The following is a 19829-nucleotide window of genomic DNA, read 5'->3' as shown; positions in this document are numbered from 1 at the left end:
AACCATCACGTTCATTCTGCAGCGTCCTGTTCGGGGGCCATGTTGTGGCCGAGGAGGCGTAGCACCTCTTCGGCGGCCTGGATAAGATTGGTGCCGGGGCCGAAGATCGCCTGAACCCCGGCATCGCGAAGCGTCTGATAGTCCTGTGCGGGGATCACACCACCCGCGATCACCTTGATATCGGCTCGCCCCGCCGCGCGCAGGTGGTCGATCAACTCAGGGATCAGGGTTTTATGCCCTGCGGCGAGGCTTGAGGCACCGACCACGTCGACCGCCTCGGCAAGCGCCAGCGCCGCGGCCTCGGCCGGGGTCTGGAACAGCGGCCCGGGGACGATCTCGAAGCCGAGGTCGCCGAACATGCTGCTCACCAGATTGGCGCCGCGGTCATGGCCGTCCTGGCCCATCTTGGCGACCAGCATCCGCGGCCGCCGCCCGAGCCGGCGCTCGGTGGCGACGACGCCGTCGGCGAGCCGGGCCCAGCGCGCGTCATCGGCATAGGCGCCGCCATAGATGCCGCTGACCGGGGTCGGCTGGGTGCCGTAGCGGCCGAACACATCCTCCATCGCCGCCGAGATCTCGCCGAGCGTCGCGCGGGCGCGCGCCGCCTCCACCGCCAGCGCGAGCAGGTTGGCGCTGCCCGCGGCGCCCTCGCGCAGCGCGTCCAGCGCAGCCCGGCAACCCGCCTCGTCGCGCGCCGCTTTGGTCCGCGCGATCCGCGCCACCTGCGCCTCACGCACCGCATGATTGTCGACGTCGAGGATGTCGATCGGGTCCTGCTCGGCGAGCCGATACTTGTTGACCCCGACGATCACCTCCTCGCCGCGATCGACCTTGGCCTGGCGCGCCGCCGACGCTTCCTCGATCATCGCCTTGGGCCAGCCGGCGGCGACCGCCCTTGCCATCCCGCCCTCGGCCTCGACCCGCTCGATGATCGCCCAGGCCTTGTCGACCAGCTCGCTCGTCAGCGCCTCGACATAATAGCTGCCGCCGAGCGGATCGATCACCTTGGTGATCCCCGTTTCTTCCTGCAGCACCAATTGCGTGTTGCGCGCGATCCGCGCCGAGAAGTCGGTGGGCAGCGCGATCGCCTCGTCGAGCGCGTTGGTGTGGAGGCTCTGGGTGCCGCCGAACGCCGCGGCGAGCGCCTCCACGGTGGTGCGGATGACGTTGTTGTACGGATCCTGCTCCTGCAGCGACACGCCCGAGGTCTGGCAATGGGTGCGCAGCATCTTCGAGCGCTCGTCCTGCGCGCCGAGTTCGGTCATCACCCGGTGCCACAGCGTCCGCGCCGCGCGCAGCTTGGCAACCTCCATGAAGAAGTTCATGCCGATCGCGAAGAAGAACGAGAGCCGCCCGGCAAACTTGTCGATATCGAGCCCCGCCGCGATCGCCGCGCGGGCATATTCGCGACCATCCGCGATGGTGAACGCCAGCTCCTGCACCTGCGTCGCCCCCGCCTCCTGCATGTGATAGCCGGAGATTGAGATGCTGTTGAACTTGGGCATTTCTGCCGAGGTATAAGCGATGATGTCGGCGATGATCCGCATCGAGGGATCGGGCGGGTAGATGTAGGTGTTGCGGACCATGAACTCCTTGAGGATGTCGTTCTGGATGGTCCCGTCGAGCAGGTGGCGCGGCACGCCCTGTTCCTCGCCGGCGACGATGAAGAAGGCGAGGATCGGGATCACCGCGCCGTTCATCGTCATGCTCACCGACATCTGATCGAGCGGGATCGCATCGAACAGGATCTTCATGTCCTCGACGCTGTCGATCGCCACGCCCGCCTTGCCGACATCGCCGACGACGCGCGGGTGATCGCTGTCATAGCCGCGATGCGTCGCGAGATCGAACGCGACCGAGAGGCCCTTCTGCCCGGCGGCGAGGTTGCGCCGGTAGAAGGCGTTGGAGGCCTCCGCGGTGGAAAAGCCGGCATATTGGCGGATCGTCCACGGCCGGCCCGCATACATCGAGGCTCGCACGCCGCGGGTGAACGGCGCAAAGCCCGGCAGACCGGGGTCGGTGGTGACGTCGGCAGCCGTATACAGCGGCTTGACCGCGATCCCCTCGGGCGTGTGCCAGGTGAGATCGGCGCCCTTCACCTCCTTGGCGGCGAGCGCGGTCCAGTCGTCGAGGCCTGACCTCGTGGGGGGTGGCGTGTCGGCCATCCGGCTATCCTACTCCGTTCGCGCCGCTTCTGTCCAAGGCTGGCGTCGTTGTCCGCCCTAGTAGCTATCACCGCCCCGCGACAAGCGCCTGCCGGTCAGCCGCCGCGGAACACGGGCTTGCGCTTCTGCAGAAAGGCCATGCCGCCCTCCATCGCATCGGCGGTGCCGCGCGCGGCGCGCTGGTCGTCGGCCTCGCGCGCCAGCGCGGCCGGATAGCTGCTCTCCAGCGCCGCGCCGAGCCCGCGCCGGATCAGGCCGAGCGCCACCGTCGGCCCGGCCGCGAGCCGCTCGGCGAGGGCTAGCGCCTCGCCATCCAGCGCTTCGTCGGCGACGACCTTGTGGATCATCCCCCAGTCGAGCGCCTTGGCGGCCGGCACCCGCTCGCCGAGCATCATCATCTCCGCCGCCCGCGCCCGTCCGATCAGCCGCGGCAGCATCCACGAGGCGCCGCCATCGGGCACCAGCCCGATATTGACGAACGCCTGGAGGAAATAGCCGGTGTCGCCGGCGACGCAGAAATCGGCGGCGAGCGCGAGGCTGCAGCCGATCCCCGCCGCCGGCCCACGCACCGCGCTCACCACCGGCACACCGAGCGCGGCGATCGCGGCGATGGTCGGGTTGTAATGCGCCGTCAGCGCCGCGTGGGTCGCCGCGCCGGGATCATCGCCGCCGAGTGCGTCGCCAGCGACATCGGCACCCGAACAGAACGCCCGGCCCGCGCCGGCCAGCAGCACCGCGCGCGCGCCGTCGAGCGCGCCGAGCGCCACGGTCAGTTCGTCGAACATCACGGTCGGCGCGGCATTGAGCCGCTCGGGCCGGTTGAGCGTCAGCACCAGCACGTCGCCGCGCCGCTCGCTCAGGATATGCTGGTAATCGGGCATGCTCGACCTTTCTTGCCGGTTCAATGACCCGGCGCGGGCGTTTCCATCAGCTCAACCAGCGTGCCGCCCATGTCGCGCGGGTGGATGAACACGATCGGCGTGCCATGTGCGCCGATCCGCGGGCTGCCGAGCACCCGCGCGCCCTTGGCCACCAGCGCGGCGACGGCCACATGAATGTCCGCCACCTCGAAGCAGAGATGATGCTGCCCGCCGGCCGGGTTCTTGGCGAGGAAGCTCGCGATCGGCGAGCCGTCGTCATAGGGCTCGATCAGTTCGATCTGGGTATTGGGCGCATCGATGAAGCACACCCGCACGCCCTGCGCCGGCAGGTCGAATGGCTCACCGATCGCGGTCGCGCCGAGCAACGTCCGATACGTCTCCACCGCCGCGTCGATCGACGGCGTCGCGATGCCGATATGATTGAGGCGACCAAGCGTCATCGGGCGAGCCTAGAGCGGAATGTTGCCATGCTTCTTCCACGGATTTTCCAGGCTCTTGCCCTTTAGCTTGCGCAGCCCCAGCGCGATCCTACGGCGGGTGGAGTGGGGCTGGATCACCTCGTCGATGAAGCCCTTGCTCGCCGCGACGAACGGGTTGGCGAAGCGCGCCTCATATTCGGCGGTGCGCTCGGCGATCTCGTCGGGGGTGCGGCCGCGGAAGATGATCTCCACCGCGCCCTTGGCCCCCATCACCGCGATCTCGGCGGTCGGCCAGGCATAGTTGAGGTCGCCGCGCAGATGCTTGGACGCCATCACGTCATAGGCGCCGCCATAGGCCTTGCGCGTGATCACGGTGATCTTGGGGACGGTCGCCTCGCCATAAGCGAACAACAGCTTGGCACCGTGCTTGATGATGCCGTTATGCTCCTGGGCGGTGCCGGGCAGGAAGCCGGGAACGTCGACCAGGGTGACGATCGGGATCTCGAATGCGTCGCAGAAGCGCACGAACCGCGCCGCTTTCTTGGAGGCGTTGATGTCGAGCACGCCCGCGAGCACCATCGGCTGGTTGGCGACAAACCCCACCGTCCTGCCCTCGATGCGGCCGAAGCCGGTGATGATGTTGCCCGCATGCGCCGGCTGGGTCTCGAAGAAGTCGCCCTCGTCGACCACCTTCCGGATCAGCTCGTGCATGTCATAGGGCTGGTTGGCGTTGGCCGGCACCAGCGTGTCGAGGCTCTCTTCGATCCGGTCCCAATCGTCGGCGGTCGGCCGCTCGGGCACGGGATCGCGGTTCGAGGCGGGCAGAAAATCGATGAAGTCGCGCGCCGCGAGCAGCGCCTCGATGTCGTTGTCGAAGGCATTGTCGGCGACCGAGGTCTTCGACGTGTGCGTCACCGCGCCGCCGAGCGCCTCCTGCGTCACCACCTCGTTGGTCACCGTCTTGACCACGTCGGGGCCGGTGACGAACATGTACGAGCTGTCCTTCACCATGAAGATGAAGTCGGTCATCGCCGGCGAATAGACCGCGCCGCCCGCGCACGGCCCCATGATCAGGCTGAGCTGGGGGATGACGCCGCTCGCGAGCACGTTGCGCTGGAACACCTCGGCATAGCCGCCGAGGCTGGCGACGCCCTCCTGGATGCGCGCGCCGCCCGAATCGTTGAGGCCGATGATCGGCGCGCCGACCTTCATCGCGGTGTCCATTACCTTGCAGATCTTCTGCGCGTGGCGCTCGGACAGCGAGCCGCCGAATACGGTGAAATCCTGGCTGAACACATAGACGAGGCGGCCGTTGATCGTGCCCGATCCGGTGACCACGCCGTCGCCGGGGATCACCTGGTCCTGCATCCCGAAGTCGACGCAATTATGCTCGACATACATGTCGATCTCTTCGAAGCTGCCCTCGTCGAGCAAGACGTCGAGCCGCTCGCGCGCGGTTAGCTTGCCCTTGGCATGCTGCGCCGCGATGCGCTTCTCGCCGCCCCCGAGCCGCGCCGCCTGGCGACGGCGCTCGAGTTCCTGGATCGTCGACGACATGGCCTCTCCTTTTGCCGCCTCTTTCCCTGAGCGGTCAGGCAAAAGCAAGCGAGCCGGCGGCCCGGTTGATCGCGCAGTGGTCACCGGCCAAACGCACGCCGACACGAAAAGGCCGCCCCGGTGTCCCGGCGCGGCCCTGTCGATCCGCCCTCGCGGATGATTCGGTCAGGTCAGATGTCGTCGCCGAGCGCGCCCTTGACCTTGCCCTTGAACTGCTCGCCCTTGCCCTGCGCCTGCTGGGCAACGCCCTCGTCATGAAGCTCGGTGTCGCCGTTGTGGCCACCGATCGCCTGCTTTACCTTGCCGACGGCTTCGTTGACGTTGCCTTTGATCTTGTCGGTCAGTTCGCCCATAGCGTCCTCCATCGTGTCGCGCGGCGGCCGGCCGGGATGGCGGCTCGCGGTGAATCACGGTTTTAAAACGGCCCAGATCGACCGATGTTCCGGCTTGCTTTGGCGAGCTGTGGCTAGATGAGCCCGGCGAGCGGGCTCGACGGGTCGGCATACCGGCGCTTGCCCATCCGCCCGGCGCGATAGGCGAGCCTGCCGCTCTCCACCGCGGCGCGCATCGCGGCGGCCATCATGATCGGGTCCTTGGCCTCGGCGATCGCGGTGTTCATCAGCACGCCGTCGCAGCCCAATTCCATCGCCAGCGCCGCGTCCGAGGCGGTGCCGACGCCGGCATCCACCAGCACCGGCACGCCCGCACCCTCGACGATCAGGCGGATGGTAATCTGGTTCTGGATGCCGAGCCCCGAGCCGATCGGCGCGCCGAGCGGCATGATCGCGACCGCACCGGCATTTTCCAGCCGCTTCGCCGCGATCGGATCGTCGACGCAATAGACCATCGGCTTGAAGCCTTCGTTGGCCAGCACCTCGGTGGCGCGCAACGTTTCCACCATGTCCGGGTACAGCGTCTTGGCCTCGCCCAGCACCTCGAGCTTGACCAGGTCCCAGCCGCCCGCCTCGCGCGCCAGCCGCAGCGTCCGGATCGCCGATTCGGCGTCGAAGCAGCCCGCGGTGTTGGGCAGGTAGGTCACCTTTTTGGGATCGATGAAATCGGTCAGCATCGGCGCGTTGCGATCCGACACGTTGACCCGCCGCACCGCCACGGTGACGATCTCGGCGCCCGACGCTTCGAGCGCCGCGGCGTTCTGCGCGAAATCCTTATACTTGCCGGTGCCAACGATCAGCCGCGAGCGGAAGGTCTTGCCTGCGACCGTCCATGCATCCTGATCAGCCACGGTCATGATCGCCGCCGCCTACGAAATGGACGATCTCGATGTCGTCGCCATCCTCGACGCAGACGTCCGCGAGCGTCGAGCGCGGCACCACCTCCATGTTGCGCTCCACCGCGACCTTCTCGGGCACCAGGCCGAGTTCGTTGGCGAGATCGGCGAGGCTGATCCCGGCGTTGACGCGCTTGTGGGCGCCGTTGACGGTGATCGAGACGGTGCCGTCGGAATGGGGCATGACGAGGGTGATCCACCATGGATGAGGCGCATCTCGACTTCACGCGACGCGACCGGGTAGGGAGAGCGTCGATCTAGGCGCCGCCACCGGGCGTCGCAACCCCGGCCCGGGCTGAAGGGCCAGCGAAGGACCCAGCATGTCGGACACGGTTTTCGTCCTCAACGGCCCCAACCTCAACCTGCTCGGCACCCGCGAGCCGGAAATCTATGGCGATGAGACGCTCGACGACATCGCCGGCCAGCTCGAGGACCGCGCCCGCGCGCTCGGCCTTGAGATCGACATGCGCCAGTCCAACCATGAAGGCCATCTGGTCGACTGGATCCAGGAAGCGCAGGCGGTCGGCGCACGGGGCGTGCTGCTCAACGCCGGCGCCTTCACCCACACCTCCATCGCCATCCACGATGCGATCAAGGGGGTGAAGACCCCGGTGATCGAAGTCCATCTTTCCAACCCGCATGCGCGCGAACGCTTCCGCCACATGAGCTATGTCGGCCAAGCCGCCAAGGGAACCATTGCCGGGTTCGGCGCGCTTTCCTACCTGCTCGCGCTTGAAGCCGTTGCGCGCTTCTGACAGGAGGCCCGCCCATGACCGACTTCACCAACGATGATGCCGCCAACGGCGCACAGACCGGCTCCCCTAACGGATCGATGCAGGTCGATATCGATCTGGTCCGCCAGCTCGCCGAATTGCTCGACGCCACCCAGCTGACCGAGATCGAGGTCGAGCATGGCGAGCGCAAGATCCGCGTCGCCCGCAAGGCCGCCGCCGCGGCCCCGGTGCATTACGGCAACGCGCCGGCGCCGATGACGACCGCGCCGCTGTCGCTCCCCACCCCGGTCGCCGCCGAGGTCGGCGCCCCGGCACCGGCGAGCACCGCCAATGCCGTCAAGTCGCCGATGGTCGGCACCGCCTATCTGTCGGCAGAACCTGGCGCCAAGCCGTTTGCGGCGATCGGCCAGAAAGTGTCGGCGGGTGACACGCTGCTGATCGTCGAGGCGATGAAGGTGATGAATCCGATCACCGCGCCGTCCGGCGGCACCGTCACTGCCGTGCTGATCGAGAACGGCCAGCCGGTCGAGTTCGACCAGCCCCTGATCGTCGTCGAGTAATCATGCGTCAGATCAAGAAGCTCCTGATCGCGAACCGCGGCGAGATCGCGCTACGCATCCATCGCGCCTGCCACGAGATGGGGATCAAGACGGTCGCGGTGCATTCCACCGCCGACAGCGACGCCATGCACGTCCGCCTCGCCGACGAGGCGATCTGCATCGGACCGCCGGCGGCGACCGACAGCTACCTCAACATCCCCAACATCATCTCGGCGGCCGAGATCAGCGGCGCCGACGCGATCCACCCGGGCTATGGCTTCCTCAGCGAGAACGCGCGCTTCGCCGAGATCGTCGAGCTGCACGGGCTGCTCTTCGTCGGGCCCAAGCCCGAGCATATCCGCACCATGGGCGACAAGGTGGAGGCCAAGCGCACCGCCGGCGCGCTGGGGCTGCCGCTGGTGCCGGGCTCCGACGGCGCGATCAGCGACCTCGCTGAGGCTAAGGCCCTGGCCGAGAGCATCGGCTATCCGGTGATCATCAAGGCCGCCTCGGGCGGCGGCGGCCGCGGCATGAAGGTGTGCACCGGCCCCGACAGCCTCGAGACGCTGATGCAGCAGGCCGGCACCGAGGCCAAGGCCGCGTTCGGCGACGCCACGGTGTACATGGAAAAGTACCTCGGCAACCCGCGGCACATCGAGTTCCAGATCTTCGGCGATGGCGAGGGCAATGCCATCCACCTCGGCGAGCGCGACTGTTCGTTGCAGCGGCGTCACCAGAAGGTCCTGGAAGAAGCCCCCTCGCCGATCATCTCGGCCGAGGAGCGCGAGCGGATGGGCAGGATCGTCGCCAAGGCGATGGCCGACATGGGCTATCGCGGCGCCGGCACCATCGAGTTCCTGTGGGAAGACGGCGAGTTCTACTTCATCGAGATGAACACCCGCCTGCAGGTGGAGCATCCCGTCACTGAGATGATCACCGGGCTCGACCTCGTCCGCGAGCAGATCCGCGTTGCCGAGGGCCATGGCCTGACGCTGCGCCAGGAGGACGTCCAATTCCGCGGCCACGCCATCGAATGCCGTATCAACGCCGAGGACCCGCGCACCTTCGCGCCCTCGCCCGGCCTGGTGAAGCAGTTCCACGCGCCCGGCGGCATGCACGTCCGCGTCGATAGCGGGCTCTACGCCGGCTATCGCGTGCCGCCCTATTACGATTCGATGATCGCCAAGCTGATCGTCTACGGCACCACCCGCCAGGGCGCGCTGCGCCGGCTGCGGCGGGCGCTGGAGGAATTCGTGATTGAGGGGCCGACCACCACCATCCCGCTCCATCAGGCGCTGCTCGACGATCCCGAGTTCCAGGAAGGCGCCTATACGATCAAGTGGCTGGAGGAATGGCTCGCCAAGCAGGACGGCTGAGCCTCACCCTTGTTCCGTCATGCTGAACTCGTTTCAGCATCCATGGCCGACACTGTCCGCGCGCTCGCTGGTCGCGTCGAGTGGTGGATGCTGAAACGGGTTCAGCATGACGGACTTCGGCGCGTTCGGCGGCCACGCACCATCCTCCAGTCTGCCCAACAAGCAGGCACGACGCCACTTTCTGCCCGTTTTTACGGCAGCGAATCACCCCTGAATCCGGTTGCCCGCAGCGCCCTGGAGTGGCACCCTTGATGCAAGGCGCCGGCTCGGGCGCGGCATCCACGAAGGGGCAATTTCGAGGTGAAGAAGGTCGAGGCCATCATCAAGCCGTTCAAGCTGGATGAGGTAAAGGAAGCGCTCCACGAAATCGGCGTCAGCGGCATCACCGTCACCGAGGCCAAGGGCTTCGGTCGCCAGAAGGGCCATACCGAACTGTATCGCGGCGCCGAATATGTCGTCGATTTCCTGCCCAAGGTGAAGCTCGAGGTGGTCGTGGAAGACGGCCTTGCCGAGCGCGTCGTCGAGGCGATCGCCGCCGCGGCGCAGACCGGGCGGATCGGCGACGGCAAGATCTTCGTGATTCCGGTCGAGACCGTGCTGCGCATCCGCACCGGCGAGCGCGACGAAGCGGCGATCTAGCAGGCATTTCCATTGTCCGGCGCACGCCGGCACCTCTTGCAACGTAACGACCCCGGTGTCCGCCGGGGTGTCGATAGGGAAGACCAAGCACATGGCGAATTCGGCCGGCGATATCCTGAAGAAGATCAAGGAAGAGGAGATCGAGTGGGTCGATCTGCGCTTCACCGACCCCAAGGGCAAGTGGCAGCACCTCACCATGGTCGCGAGCATCATGGGCGAGGACGAGTTCACCGACGGCCTGATGTTCGACGGCTCCTCGATCGAGGGCTGGAAGGTCATCAACGAGTCCGACATGGTGCTCAAGCCCGATCTCGACGCGGTCTACACCGATCCCTTCTCGGCGACGCCGATGCTGATCGTGTTCTGCGACATCGTCGAGCCCTCGACCGGCGAGCTCTACGTGCGTGACCCGCGCTCGACCGCCAAGCGCGCCGAGGCCTATCTCAAGACCACCGGGATCGGCGACACCGTCTACGTCGGCCCCGAGGCCGAGTTCTTCATGTTCGACAACGTGCAGTTCGACACGAACTATGCCGAATCCTACTTCAAGATCGACGACATCGAGCTGCCGACCAACACCGGCCGCGACTATGAGGGCGGCAACCTCGGCCACCGGCCGCGCGCCAAGGGCGGCTATTTCCCGGTCGCGCCGGTCGACAGCGCCGTCGACATCCGCGGCGAGATGGTCTCGACCATGCTCGAGATGGGCCTGCCCTGCGACAAGCATCACCATGAGGTCGCTGCCGCGCAGCACGAGCTCGGCCTGACCTTCGGCACGCTGACCACCACCGCCGATCGCATGCAGATCTACAAGTATGTCGTCCACCAGGTGGCGCATGCCTATGGCAAGTCGGCGACCTTCATGCCCAAGCCGATCAAGGAAGATAACGGCTCGGGAATGCACACCCACTTCTCGATCTGGAACGGCAAGGAGCCGCTGTTCGCCGGCAACGGCTATGCCGGTCTCAGCGACATGTGCCTCTACTTCATCGGCGGCATCATCAAGCATGCCAAGGCGGTGAACGCCTTCACCAATCCGACCACCAACAGCTACAAGCGGCTGGTGCCGGGTTACGAAGCGCCGGTGCTGCTCGCCTATTCGGCGCGCAACCGCTCCGCCTCGTGCCGCATTCCTTATGGCTCGGGCGCCAAGGCGAAGCGCGTCGAGGTCCGTTTCCCGGACGCGATGGCCAACCCCTATCTCGCTTATGCGGCGCTGATGATGGCCGGCATGGACGGCATCCAGAACAAGATCCATCCCGGCGAGGCGATGGACAAGAACCTGTACGACCTGCCGCCGGCCGAGCTCGCCGAGGTTCCGACCGTCTGCGCCTCGCTCCGCGAAGCGCTCGACAGCCTGGCCGCCGATCACGACTTCCTGCTCAAGGGCGACGTGTTCTCGAAGGACCAGATCGAATCCTACATCGAGCTGAAGTTCCAGGAAGTCGCGCGCTGGGAAATGACCCCGTCGCCGGTCGAATACGACATGTACTATTCGGCCTGAACCCTCGGTTCAGCCGTGAAAGGGGGCGTCCGGCACGAGCCGGGCGCCCTTTTTGCGTCGAGCTTGTCAGTCAAGGGCTACCCTGCTCGGCCGATGGACTGCGGCGGGTCGGAAGGTCGCAACCGGCCAGGCCGCTATGAAGAACGGTCGCGCGCGCTGCGATGGCACTGTGGATCGAGTTTCACGGGGCATCAGAAATCGGGGAAGCCGACGGCTCGGAGTTGAGTTCGTGCTTTATCGCAACCTTGATGTTGGTTTGCTGCCTCAACCCGTAAAACCGCGGATCACCCTTGTACCGACCCTTGAGGTACCCGGAATCCCATTGGGTGAGCGACACAGGTCGCTGGCCATCCGTCGACCCGTCGAGCACGCTGAGGATGCTCGACGACTTGGCCGCGCCCAGGCGTAGATTGCCATCGACGACGCTACGCATTGCCGCGTAATCGGCAATCTGGGTGGCGGAAAGCCCTACCAATGCCTTGCGATCGACGATGACGACCGAGGCGGCGACCGCACGCGTGATCATCGACAGGATGCGCGATCCCCCGGCCGGGCTGCTCACGGTACGCCCACCCCAACGCTTGATCGCCAGTGGCATGTGCTGGGGATCGAAATCGCGCTTCAACTGCCAGGAAAGCACCGGGCCGCCGTCAGGGCGAGGGTCCTTGTCCAGGAGATCACCCACCAGCACGGGCTGTCGCACCTTGAGGGTCTTCAGAAAGGCGGCAATGTCGTCGACGAAGAACACGAAGACACTGGCAGTGCAGGGGCGAGATGCAGGCTTGATGCCGGCCTCGTCCGCCACGCGCCACATGCGCGCCGTGATCTCCTCGTTGCGCATTTCGCTGAGCCCGAAGACGGCCGGGCAGTAGATGCCGGGCTCGTACAGCGCGACCGGGTCAGAGGAGCTTATATCGGTCAACGCATCGACATACCCGCCGATTGCCTTGTCCCGCTCCTTCTCGTTCATGCCCTTAACAACGATGTCAGGCTCGCGAGGCGCTTCGGGCACCTGCGCGGCCTGAACGCCAGCTTGGCCATAAGCGATGCGGGCTGCGCCGAGCAGCAGGAGCGGAAGCAACATCTTGCCAAGCCTTGTCAACTGTCCGAAGTCCCCGTCTCGTTCGGTCACAGTCTGCCATCAAGCCTGCGCGCTTTCAACAGAGAGTGCCTACTCGACAGCCATACATCTTTCCGTCGGCTGATCGTGACGCCACCTTACCTTGCCCAGAACAGCGATATCATCAAAGCCAGGAGCCGACGGCGAGTGCCAGCATCGCTATGGAGAGAAAGCTGGTGGCTGCCATTATCGTCCAGAACAACAACGGCGGTGGATCCCAAACAACACGACTCCATGGCGTAGATAGGCGTCGGCTTGTGACCGACAACATCAGCCGTGTCATCAGCACCAATGACGCCGATAGCCACAACAGTCGAACCCACATCGGTACTATTGCTCCTCTCCTCTCTACCGCCGCGCAGCGCGCGTTTATGGTCTTACCCCGGCGTTATCGCCAGCATCCAGGATGAGCCGGATGTTTGTCCAGTTCACCTCACCGAATAAGGCAAGGACACGCTGAACGACGACCCCGCAGCCATCGCGCCGCGCGGATGAAACTGCACGCTGTTGATCGAGGCCTGGCTGGCGGCATCGCCCGGGGTGGGGACCGCGATATAACTTGCGCCGCCGTTGGTGGAGAAATCGACGTCGTCGCCGAGATCGCTCGGGCTGGTGTAGTTGAACAGCAGCGTCGATGCGTTGGCGGTGAACTGCATCACCTGCCCCTGGCCCGTGCCGTCGCCGTCGAGCGCGATCACCGTGCCTGCCGGGGTCGGCAGCGTCACCTTGAGCTTGTTGAGATCGAGCGGCACCAGATCGGGGTTGGCGACCGTCATCGTCACCCGCCGCTTGGCGCCGGGGATCATCTTGGGACTGTTGGTGCCCGACACCGGGTCCCAGGTGATCACCGAGGCGATGGTGACGGTGGCCGGCTTGGCGCTGACCGTGACCTTGAAGGTGATCACCGTGTTGACGGTGCCGTCGTCGGCCGCGGCGAGCAGACAGCCGCCGAGCACATCGACGCTAGGGCAGAAATGCCACTCCCATTTCACGGTCGCGGTGCCGGTATAGGTGCCTGGCGCCACGGTGTTGGTGCTGCCTAGCTTGACGTAGATCGGCACGTTCATGGTGCCGCTGAGCAGGCCGAGCAGGTTCACCGCCGTCCCGTTGATGAAATAGACCTGGGTGTTGAGCGGCATTGCCGGCGTGCCGGACGCCGCCGCCGCTAGAGTATAGGTGATCGCATCGGTGTTGCCCGACACCGGAGGCGTCAGTTTCAGCGGGTTGATGCTGGTGACGGTCGCGCGCAGATAATTGTTGCTGAGCAGGGTGAGGACGTTGGCAGGGCAGGTGAACCCGCCAGGCACCGCGACATAGCCCATGGCACCGGCCTTCACTGCGGGCGCCGAATAGTCGCCGACCGTATCGGTCAGCGTCGTCGGCGCCGAACAGGCGGCCATCGCCGGTGCTGCCGCCATCAACCCGCACAGCGCGAGCAGCAAAGCGGCAAGGCCGCGCCAATGCCGGCTTACAGTGCCGATCGTTCCGTGTTCGTCGTTCACCGGGCCCCTGCCCTCCGTCGTTATCGGGCAGGTGTGGCGGCGAGGCGCTTAACGAGACGTAAGAGAACCAGAATGGGTGTGTTTTGCCGCGTGAAGAGCGCAACCACCCCGTTCCGCCCGGTTGTCACCCCAGCGAACGCTGGGGGCTTGAGCGGCTCCTGCCCATCCCGCTCGCGCCTGACCGTCACCCCAGCGGAAGCTGGGGTCTTGCGCGGCGGCGCGATGTCCTCTCCTCAAGGAGAGCCCAGCTTTCGCTGGGATGACGAGGTAGCAAAGGTTGGTGGCAACACTGACGGGCTGGGGCCACCTGCCCCAGCCCCGCGGCACCCCGCCTATTTCTGGCAGGCGACGATGGCGGTGATCACCGAGATGGTTTCCTCGGGATCGCGCACGCGCACCGTGTCGAGGCCGAGTTCCTTCGCCGGATAGTCGTTGCCGCCCGGGAAGATCGCGTCGCCGATGAACATCATCGAATCGAGCGCGATGCCGCTCTCGTCACGCAGCTTCTTGAGGCCATAGGCCTTGTCGACACCCTCGCGGGTGATGTCGATCGAGGTCGCGCCGCCCATGTTGATCGACAGGCCCGGCAGCCGCTGCTTGAGATCGGCCTGGATGATCTTGCGCTTCTCGAACTTGGGATCCCAATGTTCCTTGGCGTCGATCGGCGCCTGCTGGCCGAGCGCGGAGAAGGTGATCTGGCTGCCGCGATCCTCGATCCGCTCGCCCCAGGTCTGCTCGGGCACGAAGCCGGTCGCTTCCAGCGAGGCATCGAAGGCGGTGAGGATCTTGTGCTTCAGCTCGTCGTCGAACAATTCGGCATAGACCGAGCTCCAGGCGCCGTCGCGATAGGTGTAGAGCTTGGTGCCGGTGGTCGGCATCAGCCACAGCTTGGTGCGATCGGCGCGCTCGGGCAACCGGCTCGCCACCTGCTTTTCGAACTGCGGCCAGTCGCCACCCGAGATCACCGCGACATGGGCGACGCCGAGCAGGTCGGCGAGCGCCTCGCCCATCGGTGCCTGCAGGGGCTGCTTGCTCTCGGCCAGCGTTCCGTCGAGGTCGAAGGCAACCAGTTGTTTCATGCGGGCACTCCAAGGCGGGGGAAGATGAACGTGTGGATCGCGTGGGCGACGCCATCGGCATCGTTAGCGGTGGTCACCTCGTCCGCATAGGCCTTCACCCCGTCCGGCGCATTGCCCATCACGACCGCGAAACCGGCCTTTTCCAGCATCGGGACATCGTTGAACTGGTCGCCGATCGCCGCGATCGCCTCCATCGGCTGGCCGAGCGTCTTGGCCAGCGAGACGATGCCGTCGCCCTTGTTGGCGAGTGGCGCGGTCACGTCGAGATAATAGGTCTGCGACTGGGCGATGGTGGCCTGGTCGTTGAAGCCGGCGATCTTCGCCTTGAGGTCGATCAGCACCTGGGGCTCGTCGCTGACGAAGGTGATCTTGTCGATCTGCGCCAGATTGGCCGCGGCGATGTCGACCACCGGCTCCTGGTTCGCCGCCTTGCGCTCGCTGCCGACATGCGCGCCCTGGTCGGTCGAGGCAAACCATTGGTCGTCGGCGAACAGCCAGGTGTCGACCGCGGCGCCCTCGGCCAGCGCGAGGATGCCGCGCACCGCGGCCTCGTCGATGGTGTGATGCTCGGCCACGGTGCCATCGCGCTTGAAGATGATGCCGCCGTTGAACGCGGCGATCACGCCGTCGATCTCCAGCGCATCGGCGATCGGCTGCACGCCCGAGCGCGGGCGGGCGCTGATCACCGTGAAGCCGATCCCCGCCGCTTCGAGCCGCTTGACGGCCTCGATGGTGGCGGGGGTGAGCTGCTTCTGCTTGTCTACCAGGGTACCATCGACATCGGACACGACCAGCTTGATGGCGCTCACTGCGGCATCTCGACATGGCCGCCGAAGCCGAAGCGCATCGCCGACAGCAGCTTGTCACCGAAGGTATGGTCGACGCGGCTGCGGTAGCGCGCGAACAGCGCCGCGGTGAGGACGTTGGCGGGGACCTTCTCCTCCATCGCGGCGTCGATCGTCCACTGGCCTTCGCCCGAATCGGCAACGCTGCCGGTGAAATGCTCGAGCATCTGGTCCTTGGCGAGGCCGATCGCGGTGAGATCGAGCAGCCACGACGAGATCACGCTGCCGCGGCGCCACACCTCAGCGATGTCGGTGAGGTTGAGGTCGAAGCGCTCGTCCTCGGGCAGCTTGTCGGTCGACTTGCCCTTGAGGATGTCGAAGCCCTCGGCATAGGCCTGCATCAGGCCGTATTCGATGCCGTTGTGGACCATCTTGACGAAATGGCCCGCGCCCGCCGGGCCGGCATGGATATAGCCCTTCTCGGCGCGCGGATCCTCGTTGGCGGCGTCGCGACCGGGGGTGCGGACGATGGTGCCGATGCCCGGCGCCAGCGTGTCGAAGATCGGATCGAGCAGGTCGACGGTCGCCTTGTCGCCGCCGATCATCATGCAATAGCCGCGCTCGAGGCCCCAGACGCCACCCGAGGTGCCGACGTCGACGTAATGGATGCCCTTTTCCGCCAGCTTCTTGGCGCGGCGGATGTCGTCCTTGTAGAAGGTGTTGCCGCCATCGATGATGATGTCGCCGTCGCGCGCGTCGGTCGCGATCGCATCGATGGTCTGCTCGGTCGGGTCGCCGGCGGGGAGCATCACCCACCAGATCGCCGGCGTGTCGAGCTTGGCGCGCGCCTCCTGCAACGAGCTCGCACCCTCGGCGCCGTCCGCGGCGAGCGCGGCGACGGCGTCGGCATTGCGATCGAACGCGACCACCTCATGCCCGTTCTTCATCAGGCGGCGTGCGATATTGCCACCCATCCGGCCAAGGCCGATCAGTCCGATCTTCATGGTAAGTCCTTCGGTAAATTCGGGAGGTCGCGGCTCAGGCGGCGGTGGCCGGCTGCTTCTTGGCGATCGAGCCCAAGAGATCGTCGAACGCCTTGGCGAAGGAGGCGACGCCTTCCTCGACTAGCGTGTCGGTGACCCCGGTGAGATCGAGCCCGAGGCGCTCGGCCTCGGCCATGACGTGACGGGCCTCGTCGACATTCTGGGTCAGCGTGTCGCCGACGGTGCCGCGCTCGCGGAACGCGTCCATCGTCGCCGGCGGCATGGTGTTGACCGTGTCGGCACCGATCAGCTGGTCGACGTAGAGCGTGTCCTTATACGCCTTGTCCTTGACGCCGGTCGACGCCCACAGCAGCCGCTGCGGCTGCGCGCCCTTGGCGGCGAGCGCCTGCCAGCGGTCCGACTTGAGGAAGTCGAGATACCATTGATACGCCATCTTGGCGTTGGCGATCGCAACCTTGCCGCGCAGCGCCTTGGCCTCGTCGGTGCCGAGTGCATCGATCTTCTTGTCGATCACCGCATCGATGCGGCTGACGAAGAAGCTGGCGACGCTGGCGATCCGGTCGATCGGCTGGCCTTGGCGAACGCGCTCCTCGAGGCCGGCGGCATAGGCCTCGGCGACGCGGATATAGGCGTCCACCGCGAACAGCAGCGTGACGTTGACGTTGATCCCGGCCGCGATCGTCGCCGAAATCGCCGGGCCGCCCGCGAGCGTGCCCGGGATCTTGATCATCAGGTTCGGGCGATCGACCGCCTTCCAAAGCTTCTGCGCCTCGGTGATGGTCGCATCGGTATCGTCGGCGATGTACGGCGACACTTCGAGGCTGACATAGCCGTCCTTGCTGTCGAGCCGATCGTAGACCGGGCGCAGCGTCTCGGCCGCGGCCTTGATGTCCTGGATCGCGAGGTGCTCGTAGCGGTCGATCGTCGCGGCGCCGGCATGGTCCTTGTCATAGGCCGCCAGCGTCTCGTCATAGGCGGTGCCATGGCCCATCGCCTTCTCGAAGATCGACGGGTTGGAGGTGACGCCCGACAGGCTGTCCTCGTCGACCAGCTTCTGGAGGCCACCGGCCTCCAGGAACTTGCGATCGACGAAATCGAGCCACACCGCGGTGCCCTTGGCACTCAGATCGTTGAGCGTGCCCATCACTTGGTCTCCAGCATCTGCTTGGCCACCTTGACGACATTGTCGAGCGTGAAGCCGTATTTGTCCTGCAACTTGGCGAGCGGTGCCGAGGCACCGAAGGTCGACATGGTGATCGTCTTGCCCTTGAGCCCGACGTAGCGGTGCCAGCCCATCTCGCCGGCCTGCTCCACCGCGAGGCGCAGCGGCACCGCGGACGGCAGCACGCTCTCCTTATAGTTCTCGTCCTGCAGCTCGTAGCGATACCAGCTCGGCAGCGAGACCACCCGGCTCTTGACCCCGTCGGCGATCAACTTCTCATGCGCATCGACCACCAGCGACAGTTCCGAGCCCGTCGCGATCAGGATCACGTCCGGCGTGCCCTCGCAGTCGGCGAGCACATAGCCGCCCTTGAGCACGCCCTCGGCCGGCGCGTATTTGTCGCGGTCGAGCGTCGGCAGCGCCTGGCGCGAGAAGATCAGCGCGGTCGGGCGGCTGGCGTCCTCGAGCGCGGCGCGCCAGGCATAGGCGACCTCATTGGCGTCGCCCGGGCGTATCGTGTCCAGCCCGGGGATCGCGCGCAGCGTTGCGAGATGCTCGATCGGCTGGTGGGTGGGGCCATCCTCGCCGACGCCGATCGAATCATGGGTGAACACCCAGATCGAGGCGAGCTCCATGATCGCCGACAGCCGGACCGGCGCGCGCATGTAATCGACGAACACCAGGAAGGTGGAGCCGTAGCTGCGCAGGTGCGACAGCGACATGCCGTTGACCACGCCGCCCATGCCATGCTCGCGGACGCCGAAGTGGAAGTTGCGGCCGCCATAATTGTCGGGCTCGAACGAATCCGCGCCCTTGATGTCGGTCTTGGTGGAGGGCGACAGATCCGCCGAGCCGCCGATCAGCCACGGCACCTTGCCAACCAGCGCGTTGAGCACCTTGCCGCCCGAATCGCGGCTGGCAATCCCCTTGGGATCGGCCGGGAACACCGGCACGTCCGCGTCCCAGCCCTCGGGAAGCTTGTCCTTGAGCATCAGGTCGAGCTCGGCGGCAAGATCGGCATGTTCGGTGCGATAGCGCGCGAACGTCTGCTCCCATTCCTCGCGCAACGGCTGGCCGCGGCCGGCGATCGCGTCGTGGAAATGCTCGGCGACGCCCTCGGGCACGTAGAAGCTCTTGTCCTCGGGCCAGCCATAGGCCTGCTTGGTGAGGCGGACATTCTCCTCGCCGAGCGGCTCGCCATGCGCCTTCTCGCTGCCCGCCTTGGGGCTGCCGTAGCCGATGACCGAATGAACCACGATGAAGGTCGGCTTGTCATTGGTCGCCTTGAACGTCGCGATCGCTTGGTCGAGCGCCTTGGTGTCGTTGGCGTCGTTGATGTGGATGACGTACCAGCCATAAGCCTGGAAGCGCTGGCCGACATCCTCGTCGAACGCGATCGAGGTGCTGCCTTCGATCGAGATGTGGTTGGAATCGTAGATCCAGCAGAGGTTCGACAGCTTGAGGTGGCCGGCGAGGCTCGCGGCCTCGGAGGCGACGCCCTCCATCATGTCGCCGTCGCCGCACAGCGTGTAGACGTCATGGTCGAACAGCGTGAAGCCCTGCTTGTTGTAGCGCGCCGCCAGCCAGCGCTCGGCGATCGCCATGCCGACCGAATTGGAGCAACCCGCGCCGAGCGGCCCGGTGGTCGTCTCGACACCGGTGGTGTGACGATATTCCGGATGGCCCGGGGTCTTGGACGAGAGCTGGCGGAAGCCCTTGATGTCCTCGAGGCTGACCGCCTCGTTGCCGGTCTTGTTGCCGTCCGAGCCGACTTCCTCGATCCCCGCGAGGTGGATCAGCGAATAGAGCAGCATCGAGGCATGGCCGACCGACAGCACGAAGCGGTCGCGGTTCGGCCAATCGGGGCGCGACGGATCGTAGCGCAGGAATTTCGCCCACAATTCATAGCCGACCGGGGCGAGCGCCATCGGCGTGCCGGGGTGGCCGGAATTCGCCTTCTGCACGGCGTCCATCGACAGGGTGCGGATGGTGTCGATCGTCAGTCGTTCGAGGCTGCCGTCTTCGTGCAGCTTCGGATCCGCCGTGGCGGGGGCGGCGGTCTGTGTATCGGACAT

Annotated in this window: 18 protein-coding genes and 1 pseudogene; 6 read left to right on the top strand and 13 right to left on the bottom strand. The window is 66.1% G+C overall.

What is annotated here, in order from left to right; genetic code table 11:
• Positions 1 to 11: 11 nt before the first annotated feature.
• The 6 genes and pseudogenes from scpA to thiS form a co-directional block, all read right to left on the bottom strand.
• A complete protein-coding gene (gene scpA, locus AC07M8_RS14095) occupies positions 12 to 2165 on the bottom strand; it encodes a methylmalonyl-CoA mutase (protein ID WP_495174961.1) in 2154 nt (717 codons plus the stop codon).
• Between the two features lie 95 nt (positions 2166 to 2260).
• Positions 2261 to 3046: an enoyl-CoA hydratase-related protein gene (locus AC07M8_RS14090; protein WP_495174960.1), complete on the bottom strand. Its 786-nt coding sequence runs from the start codon at positions 3044 to 3046 to the stop codon at positions 2261 to 2263.
• Between the two features lie 20 nt (positions 3047 to 3066).
• Positions 3067 to 3486: a methylmalonyl-CoA epimerase gene (gene mce / locus AC07M8_RS14085; protein WP_495174959.1), complete on the bottom strand. Its 420-nt coding sequence runs from the start codon at positions 3484 to 3486 to the stop codon at positions 3067 to 3069.
• A 9-nt stretch (positions 3487 to 3495) separates the two neighbouring features.
• Entirely contained in the window at positions 3496 to 5022 is a 1527-nt protein-coding gene (locus AC07M8_RS14080; protein WP_495174958.1) for an acyl-CoA carboxylase subunit beta, read from the bottom strand.
• A 170-nt stretch (positions 5023 to 5192) separates the two neighbouring features.
• Positions 5193 to 5375, bottom strand: coding sequence for a CsbD family protein (locus AC07M8_RS14075; protein WP_267394625.1), 183 nt, complete (start codon positions 5373 to 5375; stop codon positions 5193 to 5195).
• Between the two features lie 113 nt (positions 5376 to 5488).
• Positions 5489 to 6494 (bottom strand): annotated as a pseudogene (thiS, locus tag AC07M8_RS14070) (sulfur carrier protein ThiS).
• A gap of 136 nt (positions 6495 to 6630) precedes the next feature.
• Here thiS and aroQ point away from each other — a divergent pair.
• The 5 genes from aroQ (at position 6631) to glnA (ending at position 11102) form a co-directional block, all read left to right on the top strand.
• Positions 6631 to 7065, top strand: a complete 435-nt coding sequence (aroQ, locus tag AC07M8_RS14065) for a type II 3-dehydroquinate dehydratase (RefSeq protein ID WP_495174957.1) — start codon at positions 6631 to 6633, stop codon at positions 7063 to 7065.
• Positions 7066 to 7079: 14 nt separating this feature from the next.
• Complete coding sequence (gene accB, locus AC07M8_RS14060) at positions 7080 to 7604, top strand: acetyl-CoA carboxylase biotin carboxyl carrier protein (protein ID WP_495174956.1); 525 nt, start codon at positions 7080 to 7082, stop codon at positions 7602 to 7604.
• A 2-nt stretch (positions 7605 to 7606) separates the two neighbouring features.
• The gene (gene accC / locus AC07M8_RS14055) at positions 7607 to 8959 is read left to right on the top strand and encodes an acetyl-CoA carboxylase biotin carboxylase subunit (protein ID WP_495174955.1); all 1353 of its coding nucleotides are present in this window, start codon (positions 7607 to 7609) and stop codon (positions 8957 to 8959) included.
• A 300-nt stretch (positions 8960 to 9259) separates the two neighbouring features.
• Positions 9260 to 9598, top strand: a complete 339-nt coding sequence (locus tag AC07M8_RS14050) for a P-II family nitrogen regulator (RefSeq protein WP_267394609.1) — start codon at positions 9260 to 9262, stop codon at positions 9596 to 9598.
• Positions 9599 to 9689: 91 nt separating this feature from the next.
• Positions 9690 to 11102, top strand: a complete 1413-nt coding sequence (gene glnA, locus AC07M8_RS14045; protein ID WP_495174954.1) for a type I glutamate--ammonia ligase — start codon at positions 9690 to 9692, stop codon at positions 11100 to 11102.
• A gap of 181 nt (positions 11103 to 11283) precedes the next feature.
• On the opposite strand, the gene AC07M8_RS14040 is transcribed toward glnA, so the two are convergent.
• Entirely contained in the window at positions 11284 to 12186 is a 903-nt protein-coding gene (locus AC07M8_RS14040) for a hypothetical protein (RefSeq protein WP_495174953.1), read from the bottom strand.
• 293 nt (positions 12187 to 12479) lie between these two features.
• On the opposite strand from AC07M8_RS14040, the gene AC07M8_RS14035 reads away from it, so the two are divergent.
• On the top strand, positions 12480 to 12632 hold the full coding sequence (locus AC07M8_RS14035) for a hypothetical protein (protein WP_495174952.1): 153 nt from the start codon (positions 12480 to 12482) through the stop codon (positions 12630 to 12632).
• Positions 12633 to 12650: 18 nt separating this feature from the next.
• On the opposite strand, the gene AC07M8_RS14030 is transcribed toward AC07M8_RS14035, so the two are convergent.
• The 6 genes from AC07M8_RS14030 to tkt form a co-directional block, all read right to left on the bottom strand.
• Entirely contained in the window at positions 12651 to 13724 is a 1074-nt protein-coding gene (locus AC07M8_RS14030; protein ID WP_495174951.1) for a spore coat protein U domain-containing protein, read from the bottom strand.
• Between the two features lie 332 nt (positions 13725 to 14056).
• Entirely contained in the window at positions 14057 to 14803 is a 747-nt protein-coding gene (locus AC07M8_RS14025) for an HAD-IIB family hydrolase (RefSeq protein ID WP_495174950.1), read from the bottom strand.
• Positions 14800 to 15612 carry a Cof-type HAD-IIB family hydrolase gene (locus tag AC07M8_RS14020; protein WP_495174949.1) on the bottom strand — a complete coding sequence of 271 codons (813 nt, stop codon included), beginning with the start codon at positions 15610 to 15612 and terminating at the stop codon, positions 14800 to 14802. Before AC07M8_RS14020 ends, AC07M8_RS14025 begins: the two co-directional genes overlap by 4 nt.
• A complete protein-coding gene (gnd, locus tag AC07M8_RS14015) occupies positions 15609 to 16592 on the bottom strand; it encodes a phosphogluconate dehydrogenase (NAD(+)-dependent, decarboxylating) (protein WP_495174948.1) in 984 nt (327 codons plus the stop codon). Before gnd ends, AC07M8_RS14020 begins: the two co-directional genes overlap by 4 nt.
• Before the next feature lie 34 nt (positions 16593 to 16626).
• Entirely contained in the window at positions 16627 to 17736 is a 1110-nt protein-coding gene (gene tal / locus AC07M8_RS14010) for a transaldolase (RefSeq protein ID WP_495174947.1), read from the bottom strand.
• A complete protein-coding gene (gene tkt / locus AC07M8_RS14005; protein WP_495174946.1) occupies positions 17736 to 19829 on the bottom strand; it encodes a transketolase in 2094 nt (697 codons plus the stop codon). Before tkt ends, tal begins: the two co-directional genes overlap by 1 nt.

This window comes from Sphingomonas sp. GW821-FHT09E03 (assembly GCF_059416225.1).
This window is presented reverse-complemented; position numbering and strand designations above follow the sequence as displayed.